Origin of the sequence: Microbulbifer sp. VAAF005, assembly GCF_030012985.1 — a bacterium.
Classification (GTDB): Bacteria; Pseudomonadota; Gammaproteobacteria; order Pseudomonadales; family Cellvibrionaceae; genus Microbulbifer.
Genome location: NZ_CP120233.1, coordinates 794163 through 820855 on the forward strand (window position 1 = coordinate 794163; position 26693 = coordinate 820855).

A 26693-nucleotide genomic window follows, 5' to 3' on the forward strand; every position below is an offset into this window, starting at 1 on the left:
ATAGTTTTCGAACCTCAGAATATCCAGATACAAACCCCAGCCTTCTGACAGTGAGAGTTACCGTGGCCAGCCCCCTTACCCATCTTGGCGACATGCCCATCGAAGTTTTTATGCGTGACTACTGGCAGCAGAAACCCCTGCTGATACGCAATGCTTTCGCCAACTTTGAATCACCCATCTCGGGTGAAGAACTCGCAGGTATGGCCCTGGAGGAGGCGGTCGAGTCTCGCTTGGTATTGGAAAATGGTGAAAGTGGCCCTTGGGAGCTTCGCACCGGTCCATTCACTGAAGAGGATTTTCTCTCCCTCCCCAAAACCCACTGGACCCTGCTGGTACAAGCTGTCGATCAGTGGATGTCAGAAATTGCTGAACTAAAAGATTTCTTCCGCTTTATCCCCGAGTGGCGCCTGGATGATGTGATGATCAGTTACGCCGCCGATAAGGGCAGCGTTGGTCCCCACTACGATCACTACGATGTGTTTCTTCTCCAGGCCGAAGGCAAGCGTTTGTGGCAACAAGGCCCCAAGGTGGATGAAAGCAATCCCCGCCTGGAAGGAACACCCCTCAATATCCTGAAAGAATTCGAAGCAGAAAACAGCTGGGTACTAGAGCCCGGCGATATGCTCTACTTGCCGCCCCAATACAGCCATTGGGGAGTAGCCGAAGGTGGGTGCACCACGATCTCTATTGGTTTCCGCGCCCCTTCCGCTGCGGCGATCCTCGAAGATCTCGCCGCTGAAATCGCTATGGATTTGCCGGACAGCCAGCGTTACACCGATGCCGGTGCTGAAGTGGCGAAAAACCCAGCGGAAATTGACCCCGCCTCTGTTGCCCGCCTGCAACAACAACTCGGCGAATGGCTGCAGCAGCCGGAGAAAATCGCCCAGTGGTTTGGCGCAATTATGACCGAAGCAAAATACCCGGATACTGTCGCCCTGGACGCTGACGATGCTGCAGACTGGCGTGAACAAATGCCCCAGGGAGCACAACTGGTTTTAAATCCCGCTTCCCGCACCGCTTTTTGCCGCGAGCCAGCCACATTGTTTGTTGATGGTGAAGCCTTCCCCTGCCCCCTGGCATTTGCCGAGCAGTTTGCTGAATCCCATGAAATATCCTGGGATGATATCGAAGACTTCCCGGAAATAGCCGAAGACAGCGGCCTTCTCGATCAGCTGGTTGCACAGGGCACCTTGATCTACCCTCCTGAGGATTTCTGAGATGCCAATAGCTATACGCCTAGCCGATTGGAACATTGACCGGGACGCAATTCGCTCAATACGCGAGGCCGTTTTTGTACAAGAACAACAGGTACCTGCGGATCTGGAATGGGATGATCAAGAGGAGACATCCCAGCACTTCCTCGTCTTCCGCGAAACAATCCCAGTTGCCACCGGGCGCCTCACCCAAGGCGGAAAAATTGGTCGTATGGCTGTGCAAAAGTCTTCACGTGGGAGCGGCATCGGGGCCCAGCTATTACAAGCCATCTGCGAGCAGGCGAAGGTACAAAACTTTCAGCAAGTCCATTTACATGCACAGCAACATGCTGAGGGGTTTTACTTGCAGGCTGGGTTTGAGGTGGAAGGCGACATGTTTTACGAAGCGGGCATTCCCCATATCAAAATGGTTCGCAGCCTGATTTGACCATTTTGAGGCCTGCCACCAGCAACCATATGACAGGCCCGGCCCCACCTCAACTCTCTACTGGGGCATAGCGCTTCTCGACAAAGTGAGCCAAAGGCGCTATCCCCAACACATACACTATCCAAAGCCCGAGCCCCCAATAGGGATTGAAAAGGGTCAACAAGCACGCCAGGATACTGGTACACAACATCACCATACTGACCACTAGTACACGGTGCGCGGATACGTTCGTTCGATTCGCAGCGACACACCACATACCCGCAATTGCTATAGCGGCCACCGCATAGCTTGCTGACAATAAGATCACTGACCAAACCTGGTCAGGGTATTCCCCCATCAAACTTGCTGGAAAGGGAATAAACGCCACCGCCCCCAATAACAAAAAGTTAAAACTGGTAAAGGCTACCGATTTCAATTGATGGTCCGACATCAAATGATTGTGGGTAAGCCATAGCCGACAGAGAATCGCAAAGCTCAGTATCCAGGAAAAAAAGTGGGGCAACTGCTGAAGAATATTGCTGTGGAAATCCTCGCCCGGCTTTATATCCTCCAGATCGGGAATCTGGATATTAAAAACCAACAGCGTCATAGCAATGGCAAAAACGCCATCACTCACGGCATTAATACGACTGGCTAGAAGAGACTTATGGCGCATCGATCATCATCAGACAAGCATAATGCCCCCCAATAAAGCTTATTATTTGACCAACTCTTTTTCCGCACCCCTGGGCACATTACCCCCCTTTCTGATTACTTGTTTCGCGGGATTTCTCTAAATGGATAAATTAAACACATTGATAACGACTTTGTAAGTGTATTCTTTTCTGCTATAGATTACTGGCGCATTAGTACCATCAATGGCGCCAGAACCAGCTCAGCAGCCCTCGCTACAGATACTATCTCTATATACAGATCCAAAATTTGGAACTCACCGATAAGCAGAGGATTCGCTTTATCAACACTCCCAAGACCCTGTTAGTCAAGAATGCCGAAATCCTGGTAACTATGGATAACTCCCGAAGAGAAATCGCAAACGGAGCTCTCTTTGCGGAGGATGGAATCATCACTTCTGTCGGCCCCACAAGCTGCCTGCCAGAGGAAGCAGACACAGTTATCGATGCCAGCAATCAGATTGTGCTCCCAGGGTTTATAAACACTCATCACCACCTTAACCAAACCCTTACCCGCAATCTCCCCCTCGCTCAAAACACAAACTTATTTACGTGGCTGCAGCTGCACTACCCCATTTGGGCACGCATCACCCCAGAAGCGTCTCGTACCAGCGCACTCGTGGGGCTCTGCGAGCTGCTTCTGTCAGGGTGCACCACAGTTTTTGATCATGCTTATTTATTTAAGAATGGCAATAATGTCGACGTGATTATTGAAGCAGCGCAAGATTTGGGAATTAGATTTCACGCCAGCCGAGGCTCCATGTCACAGGGCACTTCAATGGGAGGGTTGCCTCCTGACAATTGCGTAGAGAATGAAGAATTTATCCTGAACGACAGTATTCGCGTTATCGATCGCTATCATGACCCCAGCCATGGAGCCATGACCCAGGTAGCTCTTGCGCCCTGTTCGCCTTTCACTGTTTCAGAAAGACTATTAAAGGACACGGCTAGCCTGGCACGAGATAAAGGTGTAATGCTTCATACTCATATATGTGAAACATTCGATGAAGAACGACTTACTTTAGAGCACTTTGGCAAACGCCCTTTAGAGTGGATGGAAGAAATGGGCTGGCTAGGGTCAGATACATGGTTCGCCCATGTAGTACACATAGATACCCTGGAGATCCAAGCTCTGGCTCGTAACCAGTGCGGTATTGCGCACTGCCCCAGCTCAAATATGCGGCTTGCATCGGGAATTTCACCTATCAAGGATTTTCTAAATGCTGGTATCCGTGTGGGACTCGGTGTGGATGGCTCAGCCAGCAATGATGCATCCAGTTTATTACTGGAGACCCGCCAAGCAATGCTTCTCAGCAGAGTTCGAATGGGATTACTCCCACCGGAGGGACCACTAAAGTACTCTCAACTCCCCCAATCCCATCCATTGCGCGACAAAGAGTGGATGACAGCGCGGGAGGCATTGGAATTGGCCACCATTGGAGGAGCCAGTGTCCTGAATCGTTCCGATATTGGCGCACTTGAAGTCGGCCGCTGTGCAGACTTTTTCACCCTTGAACTAAACACGATTAACTATGCCGGAAGCCTTTCAGACCCAGTAGCAGCTATCGTATTCCGGGCACCCCAAACCGCAAAAACTGTAGTTATTCACGGCCGCATTATTGTCCGAGATGGAAATATTACAACTATAGATTTAGAACAGGTTATTGAGGAGCATAACAACTGGAGCCTGAAATTGATTCGTGGTAGCTGATTCAAGCGGCAATTAAATTATGGCAGAGGAAAAGAAAAGATACACAGCTTGGATATTTGCGCTCATTTTCTTTGCTGCCAGCATTTCGAACTCAATCTTATTTGCACTTCTATCGCCAAATCTGGCTGCCGAACTCGATTTAAGTCATCATGCACTGGGGATTTTAGGCGGATATTATTTTATTGCTTACTCGATTGGCCAACTTGCACTCGGCTCGCTATTAGGCCCAATAAGTCCGCGATATTTATTGGGCGTATCGGCAATTTTTGCAGCTAGCGGCTGTGCAATTTTTGCCAGCAGCCACTCTTTCGGCTCAGCCCTTGCTGGACAATTGTTAATCGCCCTTGGTCTATCCAGCAGTTTCTTGGGAGTTGTTTACGTTATTGGGAGGGATTTACCCAGCCGGTTTTCGTTGATGGTCGCTATTAGCCAGGGGCTGTCAAACTTCGCGGCGGCCTCACTCTCTTTACTTTTCGGTGTCTTTGTTGTGGAGGTTTCTTTTCGAGAGCCCTACTTTGCCGCAACCTTATTTCTTCTTTGCCTCGCTATACTGCTATTTCTCTTTATCGGCAGTCGCCAAAACTCAGTCAATACGATTCCAACAGAAAAATCATCACTCGCTGGCAAGCTAAAACTATGCGTAAAATCAAGGCCTTTTTGGTTGGCCTTCGTCTTCTATTCCTGCCTTTTCGGCGTAATTGTCGCCTATCTAGACTTATGGGATATACAGTTTCAAGTTGCTTTTTTTCGTAAAACGCCGGGAGAAAGTGCTCTATTTAATACTGCCGCCTCACTGGGTATTATTATTGGCAGCTTTATCGTTGGCGCTTGGTCTCAACATAGGGGCGATTACGTAATTCCAGCCAGAGTTTTTAGCTTCTCAGCAATTATCGCTGTTGCAATCTTATTGAGCATTCACTTGCCCGACTTCTGGACTCTGGCTGCAAATTTTCTCTTGGGGTTTGGCCTCAGCAGCGCCATCCTATCTCTTACAATAGTACAGTCCGAGCTTCCAAAGAAGGTCCATGCTTTTGCCTCAGCCCTAATCGTGACTGGAGGCTTTATTTTAGGAGGGATAATTCAAACCCTCATCGGACTCTCACTAGATCAAGATATAGAGTTCGCTTACATCCGCTCACTCAGTGATCTGCTAGCCAACTTTTTTGACTCTGTTCAACAACCAACAGAGGGATTCTACAAATACCAAGCGGGATTTCAGCTAATCGGCATTATCGTCATCGTAGGCTGCATCAGCAGCCTGCTTTTGAGTAGCAAAAAGCTACTCAAAAGGCGTAGCCCTAAAATCGGAAATTCGTAGTGCTAAGTCCGCCATTCGATGACCTAAATGTACAGCTGTAAGTCGGTCCAACTCATGAATTTCTCCAGCCCTTTCAGCGACAGCTACCAAGCCCGACTGACAGCCACCTCGGTTTCTACCCAGGGAATCTTGACTCGGTAAAATATCCAAGGGAACCCACAACATGCCCATTTGTGCAGCAAAGACCTGTAGTGTCCTGATGGTACCTAATTGATCACCGCTAAAATTACTGCCTACGGTGAATCCTGTAGCTAACTTATCCAACCAGCATCGATCTCCATAGCGCTCACTTGCTGCATCCATAAATGCTTTGAATTGAGCGGAGACAGTACCCATAAAGGTCGGCGAACCCATTACTATAGCTTCACATTGATCCAACTGAACTAATAATGACTGGTCTTTATAACGTCCTTGATCAATGCTCTCCCCTTGAACCTCAAGGGCAACACCGATGCACTTCTCTACCGTGTTAACCCCCTCCACCACAGACTCCGCAAGAGCTTTGCTGCAGCCAGATACAGAATGGTAAACAACACCTATCCTCTTCATATGACTCGCTCCGCTATACCGTCTAACTCAAATATCCGGCCTAACTTTTGATCAATTTCCCTGCCTGCTGGTACTTTTATCCCAAAAACATCTAGTAAAGTAGCCCGAAGCTCATCGAAATCCGCCAACATGACAACACTCTTGGAGCCTAAAAGTGGCTGATAGCTTAACTGTCTATTGAAAAGTGTATGCCGTCCCTCTGGGAAAGACCGAGCGACAATCAAGTGCTTTACAAACCTGGATTCAGGATGCGTTGAACAATACCAATTACCAATTTTATAATCACCATGAGTTTTAGGTTTCAAGTCAAAGCTGTACATAGGTTGCCAACCACTATCGGTTGTGACCTCTAACAGGTAATCATCATCTATTAAAGTAAAGCGGTAAACACCGTGCGGTGTGCTCTGACGATCACTAGAATCTATATTCAATGGTGCAGTCAAAGTGTTACTGCCAAATCCAACATCGATCAGAAAGCGAGACCCCTCAAGTTCCACCATCAGGATCATGTGAGATTGGGCAGCTTGATGCCCAATAGGCATTTGCCAAAGAACCCGTGCCGCAAGGTCTGTAACTTTGAAACCCATTTGTCTAAGCGCAGCCCCTAACAAGGCATTATGTTCATAGCAATACCCCCCTCGTTTTTGCTCTATCAGCTTGGCCTCAATAGAACTCAACTCAATATTGACGGGGCTTCCCAAGAATGAAGTGGCATTCTCGAATGGAATAGTACGAACATGCTGGGTCACTAATGCCTGCAGGCACTTTAAGTTAGCAACTGGCACTCCTTCAAAATTGATACGATCTAAATATTTCTGCAAATTAATACCAGAGATAGCCATCGTGAATTGCCTCATCTAATTCCAAATTCCCAAACAATAGAGGGCAGCTTAATACCTAAACCTAACTTTAGGTCAATAACTTTATTCGGCTCTTCTACACTGGTTATGATCTCAAGTGTACCTGGGCTAAAGCGCAGGGATTACTTAGCCACCACAGACCCGAATATCGCTAACAGAGCGAGAACAACCAAGGAGGACTTGGTGGAAATACTGTTTCTAGGGACATCATCAGGCACTCCGACCAAGCAGCGGAATGTGTCTGGTATTGGACTATTAGAAAGCCGGAAAAAGAACTGGTATTTAATCGACTGTGGAGAAGGTACTCAGCAGCAGATTCTACATACGAGCTTATCACTTAGTAGACTAAAGGCAATTTTTATTACCCATAAGCATGGTGATCACTGTTACGGGCTGCCCGGTCTACTTGGCAGCTCAGGGATGCAGCGAAGAACGGCACCACTGACACTTATTGCCCCTAGAGCCGTCTATGATTGGCTTTTATCAACTCAAAAAATCACCGAACTTTACATTCCATTTGACCTCAGTTTCATTCCCGTTGAAGACCTACCCCAAATAGACATAGGGCAGTTCACGATTACTACTACACAACTTTCTCATAGGGTGCCCTCCTATGCGTATAGTTTTACTGAAAGATATATTGAAACTACTCTAGATACACAGAGATTACTCTCCTGTGACATCCCTAAAGGTCCCCTGTGGGGAAAATTAAAGGCGGGTATCGATATTGTTTGTCATGGTAAGGCATACAGCGCGGCCAACTTCATCCAGAAGCCGAGGCTCCCACGTAAGATTACTATTTGTGGAGATAATGATAAACCTGAATTATTAAAAAATACCTGTAATAACAGCAGTGTACTAGTGCATGAATCGACTTACGCAAAAAATATGTCCGCAAAAGCGAGCCGTGTAGGGCATAGTTTTTCTACTCAAATAGCCTCCTTTGCAGAGAGTATGTCAATACCAAATCTAGTTCTTACCCATTTCAGTACTCGCTATCAAAAAGAGCCTAATGCGCAATGCTCAATCGAGAAAATCAGGAGTGAGGCTCAATCAATTTACAGGGGACAACTGTTTTTAGCTGAGGACTTTATGCATCTAAAACTGGCAGAGTCAGGACTACTGACTCATAAATATATATAGCCCTCTTTACACCAAAATAGTCAATTGAAAAAACTGGACCAAATAGAAAAACGACTTCCTCTAAAAACTAGACTGAAATTCAAAGTCACAATACGACAAATGAACTTACGCTGTGGGGTAGAACCAAGTAAGCACGTTCAGTCACTAAGGTTTATAAACACCAACTTATCAAAAGGGCTATATGTATTTGGAGAGCCCCATCAGGCTTGACCAGCAAGTCAATTGCCTTTTCACCGCCTCAAAACCACCATATATCTGGCCTGCTTACTACACAAACTAGCCGTGGCGTCGGAAAAGCAAGGCACTAGTTTGCACCTCCCCATTAAAAAGATATGTATCCTATAGGGGAAAGGAGAGAAATAAACCTATCCTAACAATAGGTAAATATATTAAATATTTTGCATCACATTAAAAACTCCCAAATGTCACAAACGTCACACTAATTACATCTGCCTGACCATTGTGAGGGGCTAATGACTCTAATTAGCCGCCCATTCTCCATTCCCAAAGACACAGAAAGTAGCTCTTAAATACGCCTTTACCGTATTATTCGACACATAAATCAAAAAAAAATCGAGGTACCCATGCAACATTTGGAACAGTGGACAAATTTCTGGCAACAAGGATTCCCCACCTCTTTTGCGCAAGTTCTACCCAATAGCTATATAGGAAAAACGGGAGAATATTGGAGATCCACAGTCTCTGGGTTACATCCCAACTCTAAAGTTCTCGATATTGCATGCGGTAATGGCGCAGTAGCCCTATTAATTGCAGATGAAGCATCAAAGTCTGGAAAACCACTAGAAATTCATGCCGCTGATGCAGCCAACATCACTCCCCTAGCAACTAACAAAAACCCTAGACATCAAGAAACCTTAAAGAAATTAAACTTTCATTCCTGCATGGAAATTGAAAAAATTCACTCACTTGATGAAAAATTCAGCCTGATCACTTCACAATTTGGCTTCGAGTATAGTAATAAAGTAGAGGCGGCAACAAGCATAGAAAAATCACTTGAGCCTGGGGGAATGTTTAAAGCGATATGCCATAAAACAAACTCCAAACCCTACAAAGATTGCTCAGATGAAGTTTCGGCCCACAAACTAGTCATCGAAGATTTAAAAATTTTAGAGAAAACTACATCTTTGATCCATGATTTTGAAGACACCCAATCCACTGAAAAAGCAAAAATAAAATTAGGAAATCCGCATACAGCCGAAAAATTAAAGCGTCTAATTGCATCCGTGGAAATGCTAATCTCCAAGCACCCAAAATCTGCAACAACCTTCTTTGTGCGAAACTCTCTAGAAAGCTTCCTACAAAAAAATTTAACATCCAGTAACGCCACAAAAGATAGATTTCTTTCTTTTTTTGATACAGAGCTGAAATATACAGCTTTAAGATCGCAAAACCAGCTAGATTCATCATTGTCAGATAGAGACATGAATAATCTTATAGCAGTATTTGAAAGACTAGGCATGCAACTACTGACGCGAGATGAATTCTACGACGAAAATAGCTGCACAGGCTGGAAAATTGAATTCCTAAAACCTTAAAAGCATCCGAAGAACCTTTTTGGCGTGCAAATTATGCCCGCCAAAAACCCACAACAATTAATGCCGCCCCTATATTTCATCTTATGTTCTTTATCCATCAATACACCTAGAGAGCTATAGCTATAACTACAACAGCAACACCTTCTTCATCATGACTTCGCACAGCAACTAGAACTGTATATTGCCAACCCAATCCTGACACGAAATTAATTAAACCATTACCTGGCATCAATCTCTATTCCGTTTGTTTTAAACGCCTAAATATCTTCTTTCGTTGAGTCCTTGGCCTCCCCCCCGCAAGATAACCTATACCCTACTTACGATTTACCCATCAACATAATGCACACCTATCTATCACAATCAAATTCGAATTACAGATGAACCAATATACACACTAAAGAAATCGCTCTTCAGAACAGGGAAATATTCACTCTAAAATATCAAAAAATTATCTTTAGGCTTACTTGCAAAACTGTATAATTTACACCAATAAAGCAGGATATAAGCTCATGGTTTTGTTGCGTGATCTACATAGAAAAAAAGATACCGAACCAGATCGAAAATTTATTGAGGCTCTAGCTCGTGGGTTGGATGTGCTCCGAGCTTTTCAACCTGGTGATGGCTTTTTGGGTAATTTGGAGATCGCCCAGCGTACTGGCCTGCCCCGCTCCAGTGTTTCCAGACTGACTTATACTCTAACCAAGTTAGGTTATCTAACCTACTCCGATCGAATGGAAAAATATCAGCTGGGTAGTGGCGTCCTGGCTCTTGGTTATGCTTTTGTCTCAAATCTCACAGTCAGGCAGGTAGCTAAGCCTTTAATGCAGGATCTGGCCAATTCTACCGGTACCGCTGTTGGTCTCTCTGATCGGGACCGGCTGGATATGATTTTTGTCGAGTTCTGTGCTCCAGCAAATGTCACAACTTTTCGCCATGAAATCGGAAATCGCGTTCCCATAGCTTCCAGCGGCTCCGGACGAGCCTTTTTGGCAGCACTCCCTCAAGAAGAACGGGAGTATTTTTATGGCTATCTGGAGAAAAAAGCTGGTGATCAATGGCCAGCGATCAGAGCCGGTATTGAAGAAGCGGTCACTAGCTACAAGCAGCGCGGCTTCTGCTGTTCTTTTGGCGAGTGGAATCGCGATGTCAACGGTATCGCAGTACCTCTCTCTTTAAGTCAAGGTCATATTTACACTTTTAATGCTGGCGGACCTGCTTTTAGGCTTAACCCGGAATATTTAGAAAATGAAGTAGCTCCTCTGCTGAAAAACCTGGTAGGTAATATTGAAGCTATGTTAATCCGATATTAGTCGACTCAAACTCCAGTTTTTTCGACCAGTACAGCTACAGCTTGAAACGCAGTAGAAAGTTGAAAATTTTATCAAATCTTTGGCCGTAAGGTGGTCGTAAAGGCACCGCCGCTGACTTTTTGGCTTGTGTAAAGATCGGTCGTAATTTTGAGAACTCCAAAAAACCCTCATAAGCGTGATATTGCCCCATGCCACTCGCCCCAATACCCCCAAAAGGCAAGTCTGCCTGGGAGACATGCATCGCGCAGTCATTAATACAAACACCTCCAGACATTGTGCTTTTGATAATCTTTTCCTGAACATCTCCGCTAGAGCTAAAAATATATAATGCTAAAGGCCTATCTTTACTATTTATGTAATCTATCGTATCAGACAGATCCCTATAGGTAAGAATAGGTAAAATAGGACCAAATATCTCCTCACGTAGCAGGCTCATGTCTTCTGTCGGGTTTAACACTAAGGTGGGAGCAATTTTTTGCAAACCTTTACTGTTTTCAACATCTAATAACGGCAGAACTGTAGCTCCTTTCTCCAGAGCCTCCTTTAGACAAGTAGTCAGCCTATTAAACGCCTTTTCATCAATAATCGAAGTATAATCTTCTGAATTTAAAGATGGATACCATTTGGGCACAAGTCTCTTGGACGATTCCAAGAATCCTGAAAGTTTTTCTTCAGGAATCAATAAATAATCTGGAGCTACACAAGTTTGGCCCGCATTGAAGAATTTTGAGCTCAAAATACGTTCCGCAGCAATATTTTCATCAAAGTCGCCACATATTATGGCTGGCGACTTACCTCCCAGCTCTAATGTCACAGGAGTTAGGTGATCCGCAGCCCTCCGCATTACCACTTTTCCTACTTTGCCAGATCCAGTAAAGATCAGGTGATCATATGCCTGGGCTGTAAACTCCGTGGCGCTTACTTCCGGAAGAATAGCTACCAGATCCGCTGAAAAGAACCTATTAAATAGCTGATGTAATAATGTAGAAAGGGCGCGCGAGTTAGCAGCCATCTTGATCATACAGCGATTCCCTGCGGATATCGCACTCACCAAGGGCCCGACAGACAGAAGTAGTGGGTAATTCCAGGGGGTAACAATAGCAACCACCCCTTTTGGTTGAGGTAATACGCGATTTTTTACTCCTCGAAGTAGCAAAGGCACATGGCGCTTCTGAATTTTCATCCACTTTTTTAAGCGCTTACGAGTGTAACGAATCTCCTCGATACACCCATAGATCTCTGCAATTTTAGTTTCCTGGATGGCACGATTACCAAAATCCTCGCTTATTGCCTTTGCTATGGATTTCTGGTTTTCCAGGATCAATTGCTCTAATTTTTTTAAACTTTCCAGACGCTCCTGAAGACTCGGATAGGGGTTCCTATTAAATGCATCCTTTTGAAGTTTAAAAACACTCTCTACTTTACCTATGCTCACAGATCTGGTGTGCTCGACAACTTTTTCCATGTGTGTGCCCTCGCAAAGTGGCAAGTAGAGAGTGAGTTTGGCCGTATAGTCAGTACTTTATAATTTACAGCTTGGCAAATCGTAAAGTGTGGTAATCAGTACTGCCAAATAGGTACTGAGTTGTTGTTAGACGCTTAAAGTAGTGACTTACATCCAACTCCTCAGTAACCCCTATACCGCCATGTAACTGTATCGCCTCCTGGCCGATAATCCGCGCAGCTTTACCAATACGGCTTTTTGCAGCGGATATCGCCTTAGGCGCAACTCCGTTATTGCTATCAAGCTGTAGCGCAGCCATCAACAATATTGAGCGCGCTTGCTCATACTCAGTAAACATATCCACCATGCGGTGCTGTAGTGCCTGGAACTTGCCAATAGGAACACCAAACTGCTCCCGCGTCTTAGTGTACTCAACTGTCTTCTTATAGATCCTTTCCATAGCTCCAACAGCTTCTGCACACAATGCCAACGTCGCTCTATCAACAGCCTTTTCTATAGCTCCTAAAGCCGCCCCCTCTTCCCCTATAAGATTAGCTATGGGTACTTTCACGTTACTGAATTTAATTTCGGCGGCACGGTGTGCATCCACAGTGGCATATCCATGCCGCTGAAGCCCTTCTGTATTGGGATCGACAAGTAGTAAGGTGATCCCCTCACGATCTCGCTGTGCTCCGCTAGTCCGCACAGCAACTAAGAGTTTATCTGCTACGTCACCATTTAGAACGACAGCTTTATGTCCATTCAGGAGGTAATTGTCTCCATCCTTTACCGCAGTCATGGCTATATCAGTAAGGTTATAGCGACTCTGGGACTCAGTAAAAGCGAATGCCAATTGCAATTGGCCTTCCATTAACATTCCCAGGAGTTCTCGCTTTTGCACCTCACTGGCGCAGTCAGCGATAAGACCACCACTGAGAACAACACTGGCCAGGAAAGGCTCAGCCACTAAACCTCGACCGAACTCCTCCATAACCACCATCAAGTCTACGGCGGAGCCTCCTAGGCCTCCATCATCCTTTCCAAATGGCACCATTAACCAGCCGAGTTCCGCAAATAGCTTCCAATTTTCCTTACTGAAGCCAATATCGTTACTCACTATTTTACAACGACGGTCAAAGTCATAATCCTGCTGGATAAACTTGCTCACACTGCTTTGCAGCATCCGCTGCTCTTCGCTGTAGGAAAAATCCATCGCTCAAGTCCTCTTTAGATGCTGCACTTACAGGCCAAGTACCCATTTACTGATAATATTTTTCTGGATCTCATTACTTCCGCCATAAATTGAGGATTTACGGTTGTTTAAGTAACGAGGCACACTGCCGGCAATAACACCGGGGCCCACCCATTCTCCGTCAAATCCGCTCCTAAACTGCTCTCTCACAAACGGCATTCCGTAGTAACCCGCCGTCTCCATATACAGTTCATCGATAAGTTGAGCGACTTCGGTTCCTTTGATTTTAAGGATGGAAGATTCCGCTCCTGGCGCACCACCGGTACTTACCGCCGCAAGCGTACGTAGTTCAGTAAACTCCAGGGCCAAGAGATCAATTTCAACTTCGGCCAGTTTTTGGGCAAAAGCCGGGTTCTCAAGCAGACTATTTTCTCCATCGCAGGTCTCTTTGGCTAAATCCTTTAACGTTTGTAAGCGTTTTTTGGATTTTGCCACCCGCGCAATACCGGTGCGTTCATGAGTTAACAAAACCTTGGCGTAAGTCCACCCTTGTCCCTCCTCGCCAATACGGTTTTCTACCGGCACCCTCACATTATCGAAATGGATTTCATTTACTTCATGGTGACCACCCAAGGTCATAATTGGCGATACCGTAATACCGGGGTGATTCATATCAATTAGCAAGAAGCTGATAGCAGCCTGGTTCTTTACTTGAGGCCCACCAGTACGAACCAAACAAAATATCCAGTCTGCAAAGTGACCCAAGGTATTCCAGGTCTTGGTGCCGTTGACAATATACTCATCGCCATCACGGACAGCTGTTGTTTTTAAGGAAGCTAAATCTGAGCCAGCATTTGGTTCCGAATACCCCTGACACCACCAGACATTACTTGCCAGGATGTCAGGCAGAAATCGTTGCTTTTGTTCTTCACTACCGTAGGTAAAGATCACTGGAGCAACCATTTTTAAGCCGAAAGGAATCAACTCTGGTACACCATAGTTAGCACATTCGTCTGCCCAAATGTGTTTCTGAGTAGGTGTCCAACCGGTACCTCCATATTCAACCGGCCAATTCGTAGCTGCCCACCCTTGCTCATAGAGTATTTTTTGCCAGCGGACAAAATCCTCTTTCTCCAGGGGGATTTCCTTCAGGGTTTTCTCTCTAATATCTTCAGGAAGTTTCTCTTGGAGAAACTGCTGGACCTCCTGCTGAAAAGCTAACTCTTCGGGAGAAAAATCTATATTCATTCGCCTGCTCCTTTATTAGTTAGTCGGCGCATTGAACAGCAGCTCCTACAAACTGCTTCTATCACAATCTTGCGCAGCAAAAATACGCAATCTTTTGAAAGATCCCCGGTACAGGCGGAACTAGTGTTTAACAGCTTCACCTCGACAAGTTACTTACTTGCCTTTGAATCGATACCACGATTTAAATTATTGGCGCAAGATGCCTTTATCGGAAATAAAAATCCGAGTATTTCTAGCGCCAATCAACTCCAGATAGGCACACAAATCAACAGCTCGAAAAATAAAACAGGAAAAAACTCAACAACATGGCGCCTTTTTATTTTTTATAAGTTTTTTTGCGCCATTTTCCATTAAAAAATGCATTAGGCACTTCTTAATAGGTAAAACACTAACACCTTATTCCGCAGAGTGGAATGCTGTATTCACTTTTGCTATGGTCGTCACCATAATAACCAAAGTGAGAGAAGCCCCCATGTCGATCACGCCCATTCAATCCTCCGATACAATGTTGCAGTCACTTGCTGAAATTCAGGAGTATGAAAAAGTCCCCCTTTCGCAGCGATACCCCTGGGAAAGCACTTTTGATTTAATCCGGCAATCTGCCCGCCTCTACCAACATGACTCGGCCATCGAATTCCTGCCAACGGCCGCACCTGACGAAGACACGGTTAAAGTAAGTTTCTCCGAGTTATCCCAGCGAGTGCACCAGACTGCCAATCTTTTTCACTCCATCGGTGTTGAGCCAACCGATACAGTGACTTTATTACTACCCAATTTGCCAGAAACCCATTTTGCACTTTGGGGAGGCCAGGCAGCAGGTATTACCAGCCCTATTAATCCGTTGCTGGAACCCGAACATATAATCGAAATTATGAATACCACCAGGGCTAAAGTCCTGGTCACTCTTGGCCAAGATCTTAGCGAGGAAATATGGGATAAAGTAACGCAAATTCTCGAGCAAGTTCCCACATTAAAAACTCTGTTACTAATCAGTAAAAAGCCAATTAGCAATACTCCAGTTCCAGCGGGTATTCACGCAGATAATTTTGTCTCGGCTATATCCCAACAGCCGGACGATCATCTAAAGAGTGAGCGTTATATCCAGGGGAGTGAAACCGCTAGTTATTTCCACACCGGGGGCACTACTGGAAGACCTAAAATAGCCCGCTTAACTCACAGCAATATTGCCTTCGTCGCTCAATTAAGTGCTGATACGTCATCCAGTAAAGGGCGCTTCGCTACCCTGAGCGGACTTCCACTGTTTCATATTTTCGGGACGGTTGTTGCGGGTATTGGCACCCTATTGGCCGGACGCACAATTGTTATCATGACACCCTCTGGTTTTCGCTCACCCAATGTCCTACCAAATTGGTGGCATCATGTTGCGCGTTTTCAGGTGAAAGGCTTTGCCGCCGTCCCCACCATCCTCGGTGTATTGCTGCAAATTCCCGTGGGTGACAATGACATCAGCTGTCTAACAGATATTGGCTGTGGAGCCTCCACCCTGCCAACGGGGTTGAAGAATGCCTTTGAGGAGAAGTTCAATGTTCTTGTCAGTAATGGCTACGGCATGACGGAGTCCAGCTGCCTTTTAGCTCGCCCTCCTACCGATATGCAAGCCCCTGAAGGCAGCGTCGGCAGGCGATTGCCTTATATGGAAATGAAAATTGCCGAAGTAGACGGTACCCGACTGGTTAGAACCAGCAATACAGGAGAGGTGGGCATAGTACTCGCGCGCGGGCCACATATTTTTTCTGGCTACTTATCAGAAGAGGATAATGCTAAAGCCTGGGTCGATAAGTCCTGGTTTAATACCGGCGATATGGGATATCTCGATGGAGATGGTAACCTGTTCTTAACTGGGCGGGCCAAGGATTTAATTATTCGCGGCGGCCACAATATAGATCCGGCTCTGATCGAAGAACCATTATCCCGTCACCCTGCCGTTGCTATTGCCGTTGCAGTTGGTCAACCAGATGCTTATGCCGGAGAAGTTCCAGTAGCTTACGTTACCCTGTTTCCATCCACTAACCCGCCCACAGAAGAACAACTCATTGACTATTGCCGCAGCCAAATTTCTGAACGTGCAGCCATTCCTAAGCGCGTGGAAATTATTGATGAGATTCCACTCACTGCTGTAGCCAAAGTATTCAAGCCGGCTCTGCGCAATCGCGCTACCGAATATGTCGTAGGCCAGGCATTAGAGGAAAAAAGTATTACCGCTAAGTTTTCTGCCCACTTCGATACATCCCTTGGCCAGGTAGCAAAAGTTCAACTTGAACAAGCCTCCAGTAAAGCCGATGTAGAGGAAGCCCTGGAAAATTTACCCGTGGCTTTGGAGTTTGAATAAAAGAAATTACCGCATGACTCAATGCACTTAGAACTCCAATATCGGAAATTTCACTATGTCACATGCCTATATTTATGACGGCGGCCGCAGTGTTTTTGGCCGCCACGGGGGCAGCCTTTCCAGTATCCGGCCCGACAACCTGCTTGCCCATGTCATCAGGACCCTGACTGAAAGAAATAATTTTAACCCTCAACATTTTGAGGACGTTATTGCGGGCAATACCAATCAGGCGGGAGAAGACAGTCGCAACGTTGCCCGATTTTCAGGCCTGCTAGCAGGCCTGCCCATATCCACTGGCGGCATAACGGTAAATCGCCTTTGTGGTTCCGGCTTGTCCGCCATAGCAGATGCCGCTCGCTGCATTCGCGCCTCGGAAGGAGAGCTATTTATCGCGGGAGGTGTCGAATCAATGAGTCGCGCCCCCCTGGTTCTCTCCAAAGCCAACAGTGCTTTTGATCGCAATCAGGTATTGGCAGATACGACCCTAGGCCCCCGCTTCACCAACCCAGACATTGTTGCTGAGTATGGAAGCCACAGCATGCCTCAGACCGCAGACAATATTGCATCAGACCTGAATATTTGCCGGGAAGAGTGCGATACATTTGCATTGGCATCACAAACCAAATACGAGTCGGCGCGTACCGATGGCTTCTTTGTCGATGAAATTATTCCCATCGAAGTACCCCAAGGCCGCAAGAAGCCAGCGCTTCTTATCGATACAGATGAACATCCCCGCCCCAATGCAACATTGGAGCGACTTCAAGCCCTACCCGCACTTTTCGAAGATGGAGTGGTTACTGCCGGCAACGCTTCCGGCATCAACGATGGCGCGGCGGCACTCATTATTGGTAGCGCCGAAGCCGGCCAAGCAGCGGATCTAAAACCTAGGGCACGTATTCTCGCCAGCGCCATTGCAGGAGTAGAGCCGCGGGTGATGGGGTTGGGCCCGGTACCGGCTACCCGTAAAGCCCTTGCCCGGGCAGGCTTGGAACTTGGGGATATGGATGTAATGGAGTTCAACGAAGCTTTTGCAGTACAGGCTATGGGCTGCCTCAAAATGCTCGAAATTGATTATGCGGACCCACGGGTAAATCCCAATGGTGGTGCCATCGCCGTTGGTCACCCCCTGGGGGCCAGTGGTGCCCGTATTTTGTTGACAGCATTGCGCCAGCTGGAACGTACCGGCGGGCGCTATGCACTGGCCACCATGTGTATCGGGATTGGCCAGGGCATCGCCGTAATCATAGAACGCATATAAACCTGATTAGATGTAAATAAAACCGAGACCGAACAGTTGTCACTTAAGATCTGGAGATAGCAATGTCTAGTGTAAGTTATGAACTCATTGGCGATATCGGTGTAATTCGATTGAACAATCCCCCTGTGAACGCCCTTTCTCACGGCTTGCGTGAGGGCATTTGGGGAGCGATTAAGGACGCTCAAGGCGATGCATCGAAAGCCCTGGTGCTAGTGTGTGAAGGCCGAACTTTTATCGCTGGTGCGGACATTACGGAATTTGGCAAGCCGCCACAGGCACCCGCCCTATCAGAAGTGATTGTGGAAATAGAAAACTCCTGTAAACCAGTGATCGCCGCCATTCACGGCACGGCACTCGGCGGTGGATTCGAAGTCGCACTAGCCTGCCATTACCGCTGTGCAATAGCATCGGCCAAAGTGGGGCTTCCAGAAGTCAAACTGGGATTATTGCCAGGGGCCGGTGGCACCCAGCGAACCCCACGCTTGGCTGGTGTTGCCGCTGCACTGGAGTTAATCACAAAAGGCAGCCCAATACCGGCCTCTAAAGCCAAAAGTCTAAAGTTAATAGACCGGGTTATCGATGATGACTTGTTAGAGGGAGCCCTCGCCTTTACCCGTGAATTGATAACAAATGAAGCTCCTCTGCGCCGAGTCAGAGACATCGTAATAGATCCTGACAGCATTCCTGAGGGGTTATTTGATGATTTCCGCAAGCGCCTTGAAAAGAGATCACGAGGTCAGCTTGCACCGCAACATATTGTTACCTGTATAGAGGCCGCAGTTCACCAGCCTTTTGATAAAGGGCTTGCTAAAGAGCTCGACTTGTTTATCGAATGCCTGCTCTCCAGCCAATCGGCCGCCCTCAGGCATTTATTTTTTGCCGAGCGCACTGCAACCAAAGTCACAGGCTTACCAAAAGACCTACCCACCAGGGAGATAAAGAGCGTGGGCATTATCGGTGGAGGCACTATGGGCGGAGGCATCGCCATGAACTTTGCCAATGTCGGTATTCCAGTCAAGCTGGTAGAAGTCGATCAAACTGCGATAAATCGAGGGCTAGCAGTGATCGACAAGAATTACACCATCAGCATGCAGAAAGGGAAACTCACCGAAGGTCAAAAAACTCATTGTCTCTCGTTGATTTCCGGCACAACTGACTACGCAGACCTAGCTGACGTAGACCTGGTCATTGAGGCCGTATTTGAAAATATGGAGCTCAAACAGGAAATTTTTGCCAAATTGGATCGCTCCTGCAAACCCGGTACCATCCTTGCAACCAACACTTCTTACCAGGATATTGATCAAATCGCAGCTGCAACTAACAGGCCTCAAGACGTTATAGGGATGCATTTTTTCAGCCCTGCCAATGTAATGAAACTACTCGAGGTGGTTCGCGGCTCGCAAAGTGCTGACGATGTAATTGCCACTGCCATGCAACTCGCTAAAACGATCAAGAAAGTACCCGTATTAGCGGGAAACTGTTACGGCTTTATTGGCAATCGAATGTTGCGCCCCTATGGCAGAGAGTCGCAGCTGTGTTTAATCGAGGGCTCAACCCCGGAGCAGATTGATTCGGTTATGCAGTCTTGGGGGATGGCTATGGGCCCTATCGCCGTTGGAGATCTAGCGGGACTGGATATCGGTTACAAGGCCCGCCAGGGCCTGAGCGAATCAGAAAGAGGAGAGCCAAAAACCTACTGTATTGCAGATGCCCTGGTTGAAATGGGCCGCCTGGGCCAGAAAAGTGGAGCCGGCTACTATCGCTACGATCCCGAAACTCGCGCTCGCAGCAGCGACCCGGAAGTGCTGAAAGTCATTGAGGCCCAAGCTAAAAGCGAAGGGGTAGTACGGCGGGAAATTTCCGACGAGGAGATTCTAAACCGCCTAACTTTCGCACTGATTAATGAAGGAGCCAAAATCCTGGAGGAAGGCATAGCCCAACGTCCGAGTGATATAGATGTTGTATATGTTTACGGTTATGGCTTTCCACCCCATCGTGGAGGACCGATGCACTATGCCGACAGAATCGGCTTGAAGGAGATCTACGAAAAAATATGTACTTTCCGCCAGCAGCATGGAGATACCTACTGGACTCCAGCCCCTTTACTGGAACGGCTAGCCCAAGAGGGAAAAACATTTGCGCAATGGGCTGATGGCAAAATCTAAGCTTGTAAACTATAGGGGAAGTCAGTATGACTACTGGCTTCCCACTTTACCCGCTGCAGCCAAATAAAGAAGTTGTGTCACCATGAATAGGCCTGATGCCTTAGTCGAAGTACAATCCCCATTAAGTCAGCCACTCCGCACGGATATCCAAAACTGGAAGGGCATTGGTTTTGCATTGGCTACCGCGCTGGTAGCAAGTACAGCGGCCGCAGCCAGCAAATGGGTGTCTACCGCGGTCCCCGTGCCATTAATTACGCTCAGCCAATACAGTATCTGCCTGATACTGCTAACCCCATGGCTAGTGCGACAAACACCTCGACACCTTACCACCCAACACTGGAGAACCCACCTAATACGCGGTTTTGCAGGGTGGTTATGCTTTTTCACATATTTTTCTGCCCTAAGCAAAATTTCACTAATGGAAGCAGGGTTATTGCGTAATGCAGCTCCCATTTTTGTTCCCCTTATTGCCTGGCTTTGGGCTCGAGCACAGATCCCCATAACCCACTGGCTACCAATCTTACTGGGCTTACTGGGGATCACCTTGATTCTTCAACCCAACGTAGACGGTATTAGTAGCGGCCATACCTTCGGCCTGATTTCTGGGCTTACCCTGGCTGCCTCTATGGTCGGAACACGAATTTTGTCCCGTACCGACCGGCCCAGCCTTATATTGTTTTACTACGTATTAATCTCGTTCGCGTGCAGCCTGCCCCTGGGTATCTATTATTGGGAACCAATACCTTTATGGACACTCCCCTATCTTATTTTCAACGGTGTCTCTGTACTCTTGGCTATCTGGCTGTACACCAAAGCATATAGCTATGCAAAACCCAGTGTGGTATCGCCAATCAGTTACTTTGGTGTGGTTATTGCCGGACTTCTAGGTTGGCTCATTTGGCAGCACTTACCTAACACTATTGCACTGGTGGGGACGCTGATTGTTATCAGTGCAGGATTGCTCACAGTCTACCTTTCAACTCAGAAAACAGATTGTAGCGCCCCATCATAAACTTACTTTCTAAGGTGAAATTAGATGAATTGGCAGAACAAGAAACAACCCCCGTTCAATGACCACCTAGGTATAACCATAGATAATTGGCAGGAAGGCCATGTTGCAATCAGCGTAGAAGTACAACCGGAACACCTGAATACCCACGGTGTACCCCACGGTGGTTTTATTACAACATTAATCGATATCGCTGGCTCTTACTGCGGCCTCTACTGCCCCCACCCCAACCGCCGTCGTAGAGCCTTTACACTGTCTTTAACAGCAAATTTCACCGGTCAGGCCAAGACTAATCAACTCACTGCGATAGGTAAGCTAACGAGTACTGGACGAAAGATATTCTATTCATATACAGAGGTATACGACAGTGAAGGAACTTTAATTGCTACCGGCCAAATGACCATGCGCTATCGTAGTGGCAGTGAAACATTGGATGGTGAGCTGATTGATGAAAACGCTTTCGAAGTTTCTGAGTAGGTATTGAAAGCATTGTTGCGATAAAATCTAATTTCACACCACTCTCTTCTTGATTTTACTCTATTATCCCGCGTCACAGGTTATTTGCAGCAGCTCTTACAGCCTGTTTCTTTAGTTACCATACTTCACTTCGCTTGGCAGCTTTACCACCTTGGTGAAGTGTCCGGAAGTATTAGACCACTACAAAGGGCATCCACCAGCTAATAGCCAGTAAATTCGTGATTCGTGATCTTATTCAAACTATCCATCAACTAGTAGCTGCTACCGATCAGGTCACTGATCTCCAGGAAACCCCAATTGCTATCGCGGCGTTTACTCCAGGGATCAATCGAAAATGGTGCAAGCGAACACCCTGCCAGTACGCCGGAAGCCAGGTTACCACTGTTGTAGACGCAACCTACCCCAGTAGCTTTGGCAACCGCGTGGGGGTTGGCGCTTTCCTAGGCTGTTATAACGACTGCAGAAGATTTCACCATCGGCGGCGCGGCTAGCGATAGGCCGGTGATAAGGGGCATCCCAGGCAGTTTTTCCTGAAGGACTTTTTCTTCATTGATCACCGTATAGCTAGCCATTCGATGATAGGTGCTCGGCTGGTATTCAAACCGGCGGATATGGGCTTCGGTGGTTAAAAGCCCGAAGTGGCCGTCCTGGTCGTACAGCCAGGCTATGGTATCGCTATTATTGACCGTGCCGGGAACCCGGCCGAGCTTATCGTAGAAGGTGCCAACTATCTGGATCTTGGCATCGGAGCTGACGATGCGCTCACTGAAGGTATAGTATTCGAAGCTACTGCGGCCGCTGCTGAGGCATTATTAATTTTTAATTCTGCTTGTTAAATCAGGACAACCTCAATTCAATTGCAAACTATTGATAGGAAGTTGATATTTTTATAGATAAAGTCCATAAAAATATAGGCACGAAAATAATCTTATTAGATTTTATTCAGTTTGTTTTAGTGTCAAAGCTGCGTAGAATTGACAGATATTTATCGATATTTTGGCCGAAATTGAGCATGCCTGAATAGGCTCGCAACCAAAAGATTAAGAAACCCAAGAGCTTTCCAACCTCATCTCTCAAAGGAGAACGGTAGCGTGACGTAAGAGTAAGTAAAAGGCGCTGACCCAAGGTGCGGACACACCAGGGGCCAGCTAACCAAATTGATAACTAACCTATCAAAGTGGCTCAGTGGATAATACGCTAGAAACCCGCTCGTCTTCAATAAAGTGGAGCAGATTCAGAGTCTTGAAGAGATTCTTCAAGCTCTGGCAGCGTTGCGTCTGTCTTTTCTTATTCTACGCTTACCGTTCTCGCGCACCGCCCTTCACTTCTGCCACGCATTACTTACCAAGCATCCCCCATGCGGAAGATCCGCACACGATTTTTAATCTCTGCAGGAAATGACCATGTTGATTTTAAAGCGCCGGACCGGCGAGAACTTAAGAATTGGAACCAATATCTCAGTTACAGTATTGGAGGTTAAGGGCAATCAAGTGAAGATAGGGATCAATGCCCCCAAATCCCTGCCTGTTTACCGCGAAGAGATTTATGTGCGTATCAGGAGGAGAAGGGACAATTCTGGACACCCACCAAAGTAGAGGACGCCGACAATTCTGGACACCCACGAAAGTACCCCAAAGTAGAAGCTTAAAGCGTCAAGTCAATTGACACAATACAGGCAGAATGATCAAAATACTGGATATAAATACAGTCAAAGATAAAAATCCATGACTCTTCCACGCAGCACGCAAATCTCTCTCGATGCGACACCCTATTATCACTGTGTCTCCCGCTGTGTGCGTAGAGCGTTCCTTTGCGGTAGGGATGCTAAATCCGGAAAAGACTATGAGCACCGGCGCCGGTGGATTGAGGCCAGGATGCATAAGCTGGCCTCAATCTTTGCTCTCGATATCGCTGCCTATGCGGTAATGAGTAATCACACTCATATTGTGCTCTATATCGATACCTACACAGCAAACTCATGGTCCACTATCGAGATAATTGAACGCTGGCAACAACTTTTCAAAGGTTCTGCACTGAGCCAACGTTATCTTCGCGGTGAAGCCCTGGATGCCGTCGAGCTGGAAAAACTTCAGGAGGTGACATCCCTTTGGCGCGAGCGCCTGGTCGATATCAGCTGGTTTATGCGCTGCCTGAACGAGTCCATCGCCCGCCAGGCCAATGCCGAGGACAACTGCACCGGTCGTTTCTGGGAAGGGCGTTTCAAGTCTCAGGCCTTGCTGGATGAAAGAGCCCTTGCCGCCTGCCTGGCTTACGTGGACCTCAACCCTATCCGTGCTGGTATCGCTAAAACTCCAGAAGAATCCAATTACACTTCGATCCAGCAACGCATCCACACAGCCATCTCAGGCCAGCAGCCCAAAAGCCTACTGCCGCTGGTGGGCGGAGAGCGCCGGGATATGCCTAAAGGCTTGCCTTTTCAGCTGGATCACTATTTAGAGCTGGTAGACTGGAGTGGCCGGCAGCTGCACCCTAAAAAGCGCGGCGCAATTCCCGAAAACATCCCACCTATTTTAAATCGGCTGGGTATTTCGCCAAAACACTGGCTCTACCTAAACCGCAATTTTGAAAGCCGCTTTAAACGCTTGGTGGGCTCGGCGGAAGCGGTACGCCAGGTCTGTGCGCAGCAAAATAAACGCTGGGTACACGGGCTGCGCGATTGCCAGCGCTTTCTTAGCCCCACCCCCTGCTAAATTACAGGAATCCGCTTATCAGCTGCCCCTAGATTCCATCGCTCCCGACTCTACACCCCGCCTGACCCCCTATGGACTCCCCAAATGATCTTTTAACGCCAAATTGCCATCTATTTTGAGACAGATATACCGGCTACCAAGTGGTGGCGAAAAAATTCTTGTCTAGCTTCCGACTCTCCATTCTTTGGGTGTCCTGGATAATTTCCTGGATGTCCTGGATAATTTCCATCAAACGCTGGGTACACGGGCTGCCCGATTGCCAGCGCTTTCTTTGCCCCGCCCCCTGCTAGATTACAGAAATCCGCTTATCAGCTGCCCCTAGATTCCATCGCTCCCGACTCTACACCCCACCTGATTCCCTATGGACTCCCAAAATGATCTTTTAACGCCAAATTGCCATCTATTTTGAGACAGATATACCGGCTACCAAGTGGTGGCGAAAAAATTCTTGTCTAGCTTCCGACTCTCCATTCTTTGGATGTTCTTTGGATGTCCTGGATTAATTTCTCTGGATTAATTTCTAATTCCTGGATTAATTTGAGGAATTATTCAGAGACTCACTAGATTCAATGAACTGCTATACGCACGAGATATACAACTTGGATATAGGAAGATTCTCATCATCAATTAATGCACATTCCAGATTTCAGAGCCCACATATCAATAAAATATTGATAGCTATTTACATACCATCAACTCAGATTTTTATTGAGCGCAGAAAGTACTACTCGGGTTGTGGCTGAAACCTCTTGTTTAGCACAATAGCCATATCTTTTGACAAGTTCGAGATAGACGGCAATAGATAAAGGAAAGAGGAAATAATAAACACAAATCCAGCAATAGACCACGCAATAGAAATACTAAAATAGTGAGCTGTATACCCTGCCACTAAAGCCCCTGCCGTCGCACCCCCTTGTGCAATTAAAGATTTCACCGATAGTATTGTTGATCTTCTAGATTCTGGAATTTTCTCGTGAAACATTGCCGATCCTGGAGCCATCGAAATCCCAACAACAACATGCAATAGTAAATATACAACTATAAAACCATACAAATCACTTTGAATTGCAAATATAAAAAATAGTAGTCCTGTACAGAACTCAAGCACCAATAGCATATTCGAATAATTATTTTTAAAAACTCTTGACAAGGGAATGGAGCATCCCTGCCCTACCGCCATACAAACATAATTTAACGCAAATAGAATACCAAACAACCAAAGACTTTCCTTGCTGTCGACTAAAGTAGAAAGCATTGGCTGCCAAAGTTGCTCTAAACTAATGAATGCGACCCCGCTTATGAAGTCAATTAATAAAAGTGGTTTAAAGACTGGATTCTCAACAATCACATCAAAAGCACTCTTAATGGTACTGTGAACCTCGCGGAAAAAATTCGAACCAACTGGCTCCCCCATAGATTCTGATTCACCAACAAAATAGAAAGTACAAAGCATATGTATTAATATTAAAGGAACAAGAAAGACAAAACCCACCTCATAAAACCCTATAGAATCGTAGCTATCACTTACAAATGAAAACCATACCGGGATAAGTCCTGAAAATACTGCCCCAACAGCTAAGCCAATCATCTGGAAAATATTTACTGAAGCTTGGGCTTCCATCAAGTTTGTTTCACCATCTCTAGAAACCACATTAAACTGCTCAACAAAAAGTGCATCAATAGTTCCAGAGAAAAGAGCTATAGATAATCCATTAAGAATCATAAATACAATCAATTCCGCAAAGCTAGACGACCACCAAAAACCTATCACTACAAACAGTAGAATCAGCTCGCCAGCTATAAAGGTCTTTTTTCTCCCGTATCTATCAGCAAGCGCCCCAAACGGGACCTCTAAAACAACAGTGGATATTGTTGCTACTGCCAACAATATACCCATTTCATGAAGCTCGATTCCTTTACTCATAAACAACAAGAATATAATCGGAGCAATCATCCCACTTATAGCTGATATTCCAGCCTGAACAAGACCGAACTTAAGTATTAAAGCATGTACCGACCTGCTCATCTTTATCACCATTCCTGGTTGAAACGCCGCCATCGCATAGTAATAAATTATGGC

At 46.5% G+C, this 26693-nt stretch carries 24 protein-coding genes; 17 read left to right on the forward strand and 7 right to left on the reverse strand.

Annotation, left to right across the window (positions count from 1 at the left end; translation table 11 throughout):
- Positions 1–62 precede the first annotated feature (62 nt).
- Together P0078_RS03455 and P0078_RS03460 are read left to right on the forward strand one after the other, a co-directional pair.
- Positions 63–1217: a cupin domain-containing protein gene (locus P0078_RS03455; protein WP_282933082.1), complete on the forward strand. Its 1155-nt coding sequence runs from the start codon at positions 63–65 to the stop codon at positions 1215–1217.
- 1 nt (position 1218) lies between these two features.
- Positions 1219–1641, forward strand: a complete 423-nt coding sequence (locus P0078_RS03460) for a GNAT family N-acetyltransferase (RefSeq protein WP_282933083.1) — start codon at positions 1219–1221, stop codon at positions 1639–1641.
- Positions 1642–1690: 49 nt separating this feature from the next.
- Here P0078_RS03460 and P0078_RS03465 read toward each other — a convergent pair whose 3' ends face one another.
- Positions 1691–2296 carry a TMEM175 family protein gene (locus tag P0078_RS03465; protein ID WP_282933084.1) on the reverse strand — a complete coding sequence of 202 codons (606 nt, stop codon included), beginning with the start codon at positions 2294–2296 and terminating at the stop codon, positions 1691–1693.
- A gap of 266 nt (positions 2297–2562) precedes the next feature.
- On the opposite strand from P0078_RS03465, the gene P0078_RS03470 reads away from it, so the two are divergent.
- Positions 2563–4023 (forward strand): 8-oxoguanine deaminase, encoded by a 1461-nt coding sequence (locus P0078_RS03470; RefSeq protein ID WP_282933085.1) that lies wholly within the window; start codon positions 2563–2565, stop codon positions 4021–4023.
- Positions 4024–4042: 19 nt separating this feature from the next.
- Positions 4043–5341, forward strand: a complete 1299-nt coding sequence (locus P0078_RS03475) for an MFS transporter (protein WP_282933086.1) — start codon at positions 4043–4045, stop codon at positions 5339–5341.
- On the opposite strand, the gene P0078_RS03480 is transcribed toward P0078_RS03475, so the two are convergent.
- Together P0078_RS03480 and P0078_RS03485 are read right to left on the reverse strand one after the other, a co-directional pair.
- Positions 5303–5890, reverse strand: coding sequence for a flavodoxin family protein (locus tag P0078_RS03480; RefSeq protein ID WP_282933087.1), 588 nt, complete (start codon positions 5888–5890; stop codon positions 5303–5305). The two genes, P0078_RS03475 and P0078_RS03480, sit on opposite strands and share 39 nt — an antisense overlap.
- A complete protein-coding gene (locus P0078_RS03485; protein WP_282933088.1) occupies positions 5887–6732 on the reverse strand; it encodes an arylamine N-acetyltransferase family protein in 846 nt (281 codons plus the stop codon). Before P0078_RS03485 ends, P0078_RS03480 begins: the two co-directional genes overlap by 4 nt.
- 201 nt (positions 6733–6933) lie before the next feature.
- Between P0078_RS03485 and P0078_RS03490 the strand changes: the two genes are divergently transcribed.
- The 3 genes from P0078_RS03490 to P0078_RS03500 all read left to right on the forward strand — a co-directional run bounded on the left by P0078_RS03490 (position 6934) and on the right by P0078_RS03500 (position 10759).
- Entirely contained in the window at positions 6934–7893 is a 960-nt protein-coding gene (locus P0078_RS03490) for a ribonuclease Z (protein ID WP_282933089.1), read from the forward strand.
- Between the two features lie 584 nt (positions 7894–8477).
- The gene (locus P0078_RS03495; RefSeq protein ID WP_282933090.1) at positions 8478–9449 is read left to right on the forward strand and encodes a class I SAM-dependent methyltransferase; all 972 of its coding nucleotides are present in this window, start codon (positions 8478–8480) and stop codon (positions 9447–9449) included.
- Positions 9450–9958: 509 nt separating this feature from the next.
- Positions 9959–10759: an IclR family transcriptional regulator gene (locus P0078_RS03500; RefSeq protein ID WP_282933091.1), complete on the forward strand. Its 801-nt coding sequence runs from the start codon at positions 9959–9961 to the stop codon at positions 10757–10759.
- Positions 10760–10793: 34 nt separating this feature from the next.
- Here the strand turns inward: P0078_RS03500 and P0078_RS03505 are convergent, their stop codons facing one another.
- From P0078_RS03505 to P0078_RS03515, 3 genes are all read right to left on the reverse strand, one after another.
- Entirely contained in the window at positions 10794–12224 is a 1431-nt protein-coding gene (locus P0078_RS03505) for a coniferyl aldehyde dehydrogenase (RefSeq protein ID WP_282933092.1), read from the reverse strand.
- Positions 12225–12288: 64 nt separating this feature from the next.
- Complete coding sequence (locus tag P0078_RS03510) at positions 12289–13416, reverse strand: acyl-CoA dehydrogenase family protein (protein ID WP_282933093.1); 1128 nt, start codon at positions 13414–13416, stop codon at positions 12289–12291.
- A gap of 27 nt (positions 13417–13443) precedes the next feature.
- Entirely contained in the window at positions 13444–14643 is a 1200-nt protein-coding gene (locus tag P0078_RS03515; RefSeq protein WP_282933094.1) for an acyl-CoA dehydrogenase family protein, read from the reverse strand.
- A gap of 123 nt (positions 14644–14766) precedes the next feature.
- Between P0078_RS03515 and P0078_RS03520 the strand changes: the two genes are divergently transcribed.
- The 10 genes from P0078_RS03520 to P0078_RS03565 all read left to right on the forward strand — a co-directional run bounded on the left by P0078_RS03520 (position 14767) and on the right by P0078_RS03565 (position 24613).
- Entirely contained in the window at positions 14767–14997 is a 231-nt protein-coding gene (locus P0078_RS03520) for a hypothetical protein (RefSeq protein WP_282933095.1), read from the forward strand.
- A gap of 118 nt (positions 14998–15115) precedes the next feature.
- On the forward strand, positions 15116–16993 hold the full coding sequence (locus P0078_RS03525; protein ID WP_282933096.1) for an acyl-CoA synthetase: 1878 nt from the start codon (positions 15116–15118) through the stop codon (positions 16991–16993).
- Positions 16994–17048: 55 nt separating this feature from the next.
- Complete coding sequence (locus P0078_RS03530; RefSeq protein ID WP_282933097.1) at positions 17049–18251, forward strand: 3-oxoadipyl-CoA thiolase; 1203 nt, start codon at positions 17049–17051, stop codon at positions 18249–18251.
- A 62-nt stretch (positions 18252–18313) separates the two neighbouring features.
- A complete protein-coding gene (locus P0078_RS03535) occupies positions 18314–20416 on the forward strand; it encodes a 3-hydroxyacyl-CoA dehydrogenase NAD-binding domain-containing protein (protein WP_282933098.1) in 2103 nt (700 codons plus the stop codon).
- 82 nt (positions 20417–20498) lie between these two features.
- Positions 20499–21428, forward strand: coding sequence for a DMT family transporter (locus P0078_RS03540; RefSeq protein ID WP_282933099.1), 930 nt, complete (start codon positions 20499–20501; stop codon positions 21426–21428).
- Positions 21429–21452: 24 nt separating this feature from the next.
- Complete coding sequence (locus tag P0078_RS03545; RefSeq protein WP_282933100.1) at positions 21453–21902, forward strand: PaaI family thioesterase; 450 nt, start codon at positions 21453–21455, stop codon at positions 21900–21902.
- Positions 21903–22120: 218 nt separating this feature from the next.
- Positions 22121–22393, forward strand: coding sequence for a hypothetical protein (locus P0078_RS03550; protein WP_282933101.1), 273 nt, complete (start codon positions 22121–22123; stop codon positions 22391–22393).
- A 147-nt stretch (positions 22394–22540) separates the two neighbouring features.
- Positions 22541–22738 (forward strand): hypothetical protein, encoded by a 198-nt coding sequence (locus tag P0078_RS03555; RefSeq protein ID WP_282933102.1) that lies wholly within the window; start codon positions 22541–22543, stop codon positions 22736–22738.
- Between the two features lie 567 nt (positions 22739–23305).
- A complete protein-coding gene (gene csrA / locus P0078_RS03560; RefSeq protein WP_282933103.1) occupies positions 23306–23497 on the forward strand; it encodes a carbon storage regulator CsrA in 192 nt (63 codons plus the stop codon).
- Positions 23498–23626: 129 nt separating this feature from the next.
- Positions 23627–24613, forward strand: a complete 987-nt coding sequence (locus P0078_RS03565; RefSeq protein WP_282933104.1) for a transposase — start codon at positions 23627–23629, stop codon at positions 24611–24613.
- A 724-nt stretch (positions 24614–25337) separates the two neighbouring features.
- On the opposite strand, the gene P0078_RS03570 is transcribed toward P0078_RS03565, so the two are convergent.
- A complete protein-coding gene (locus P0078_RS03570) occupies positions 25338–26639 on the reverse strand; it encodes an MFS transporter (RefSeq protein WP_282933105.1) in 1302 nt (433 codons plus the stop codon).
- Between the last annotated feature and the right edge of the window lie 54 nt (positions 26640–26693).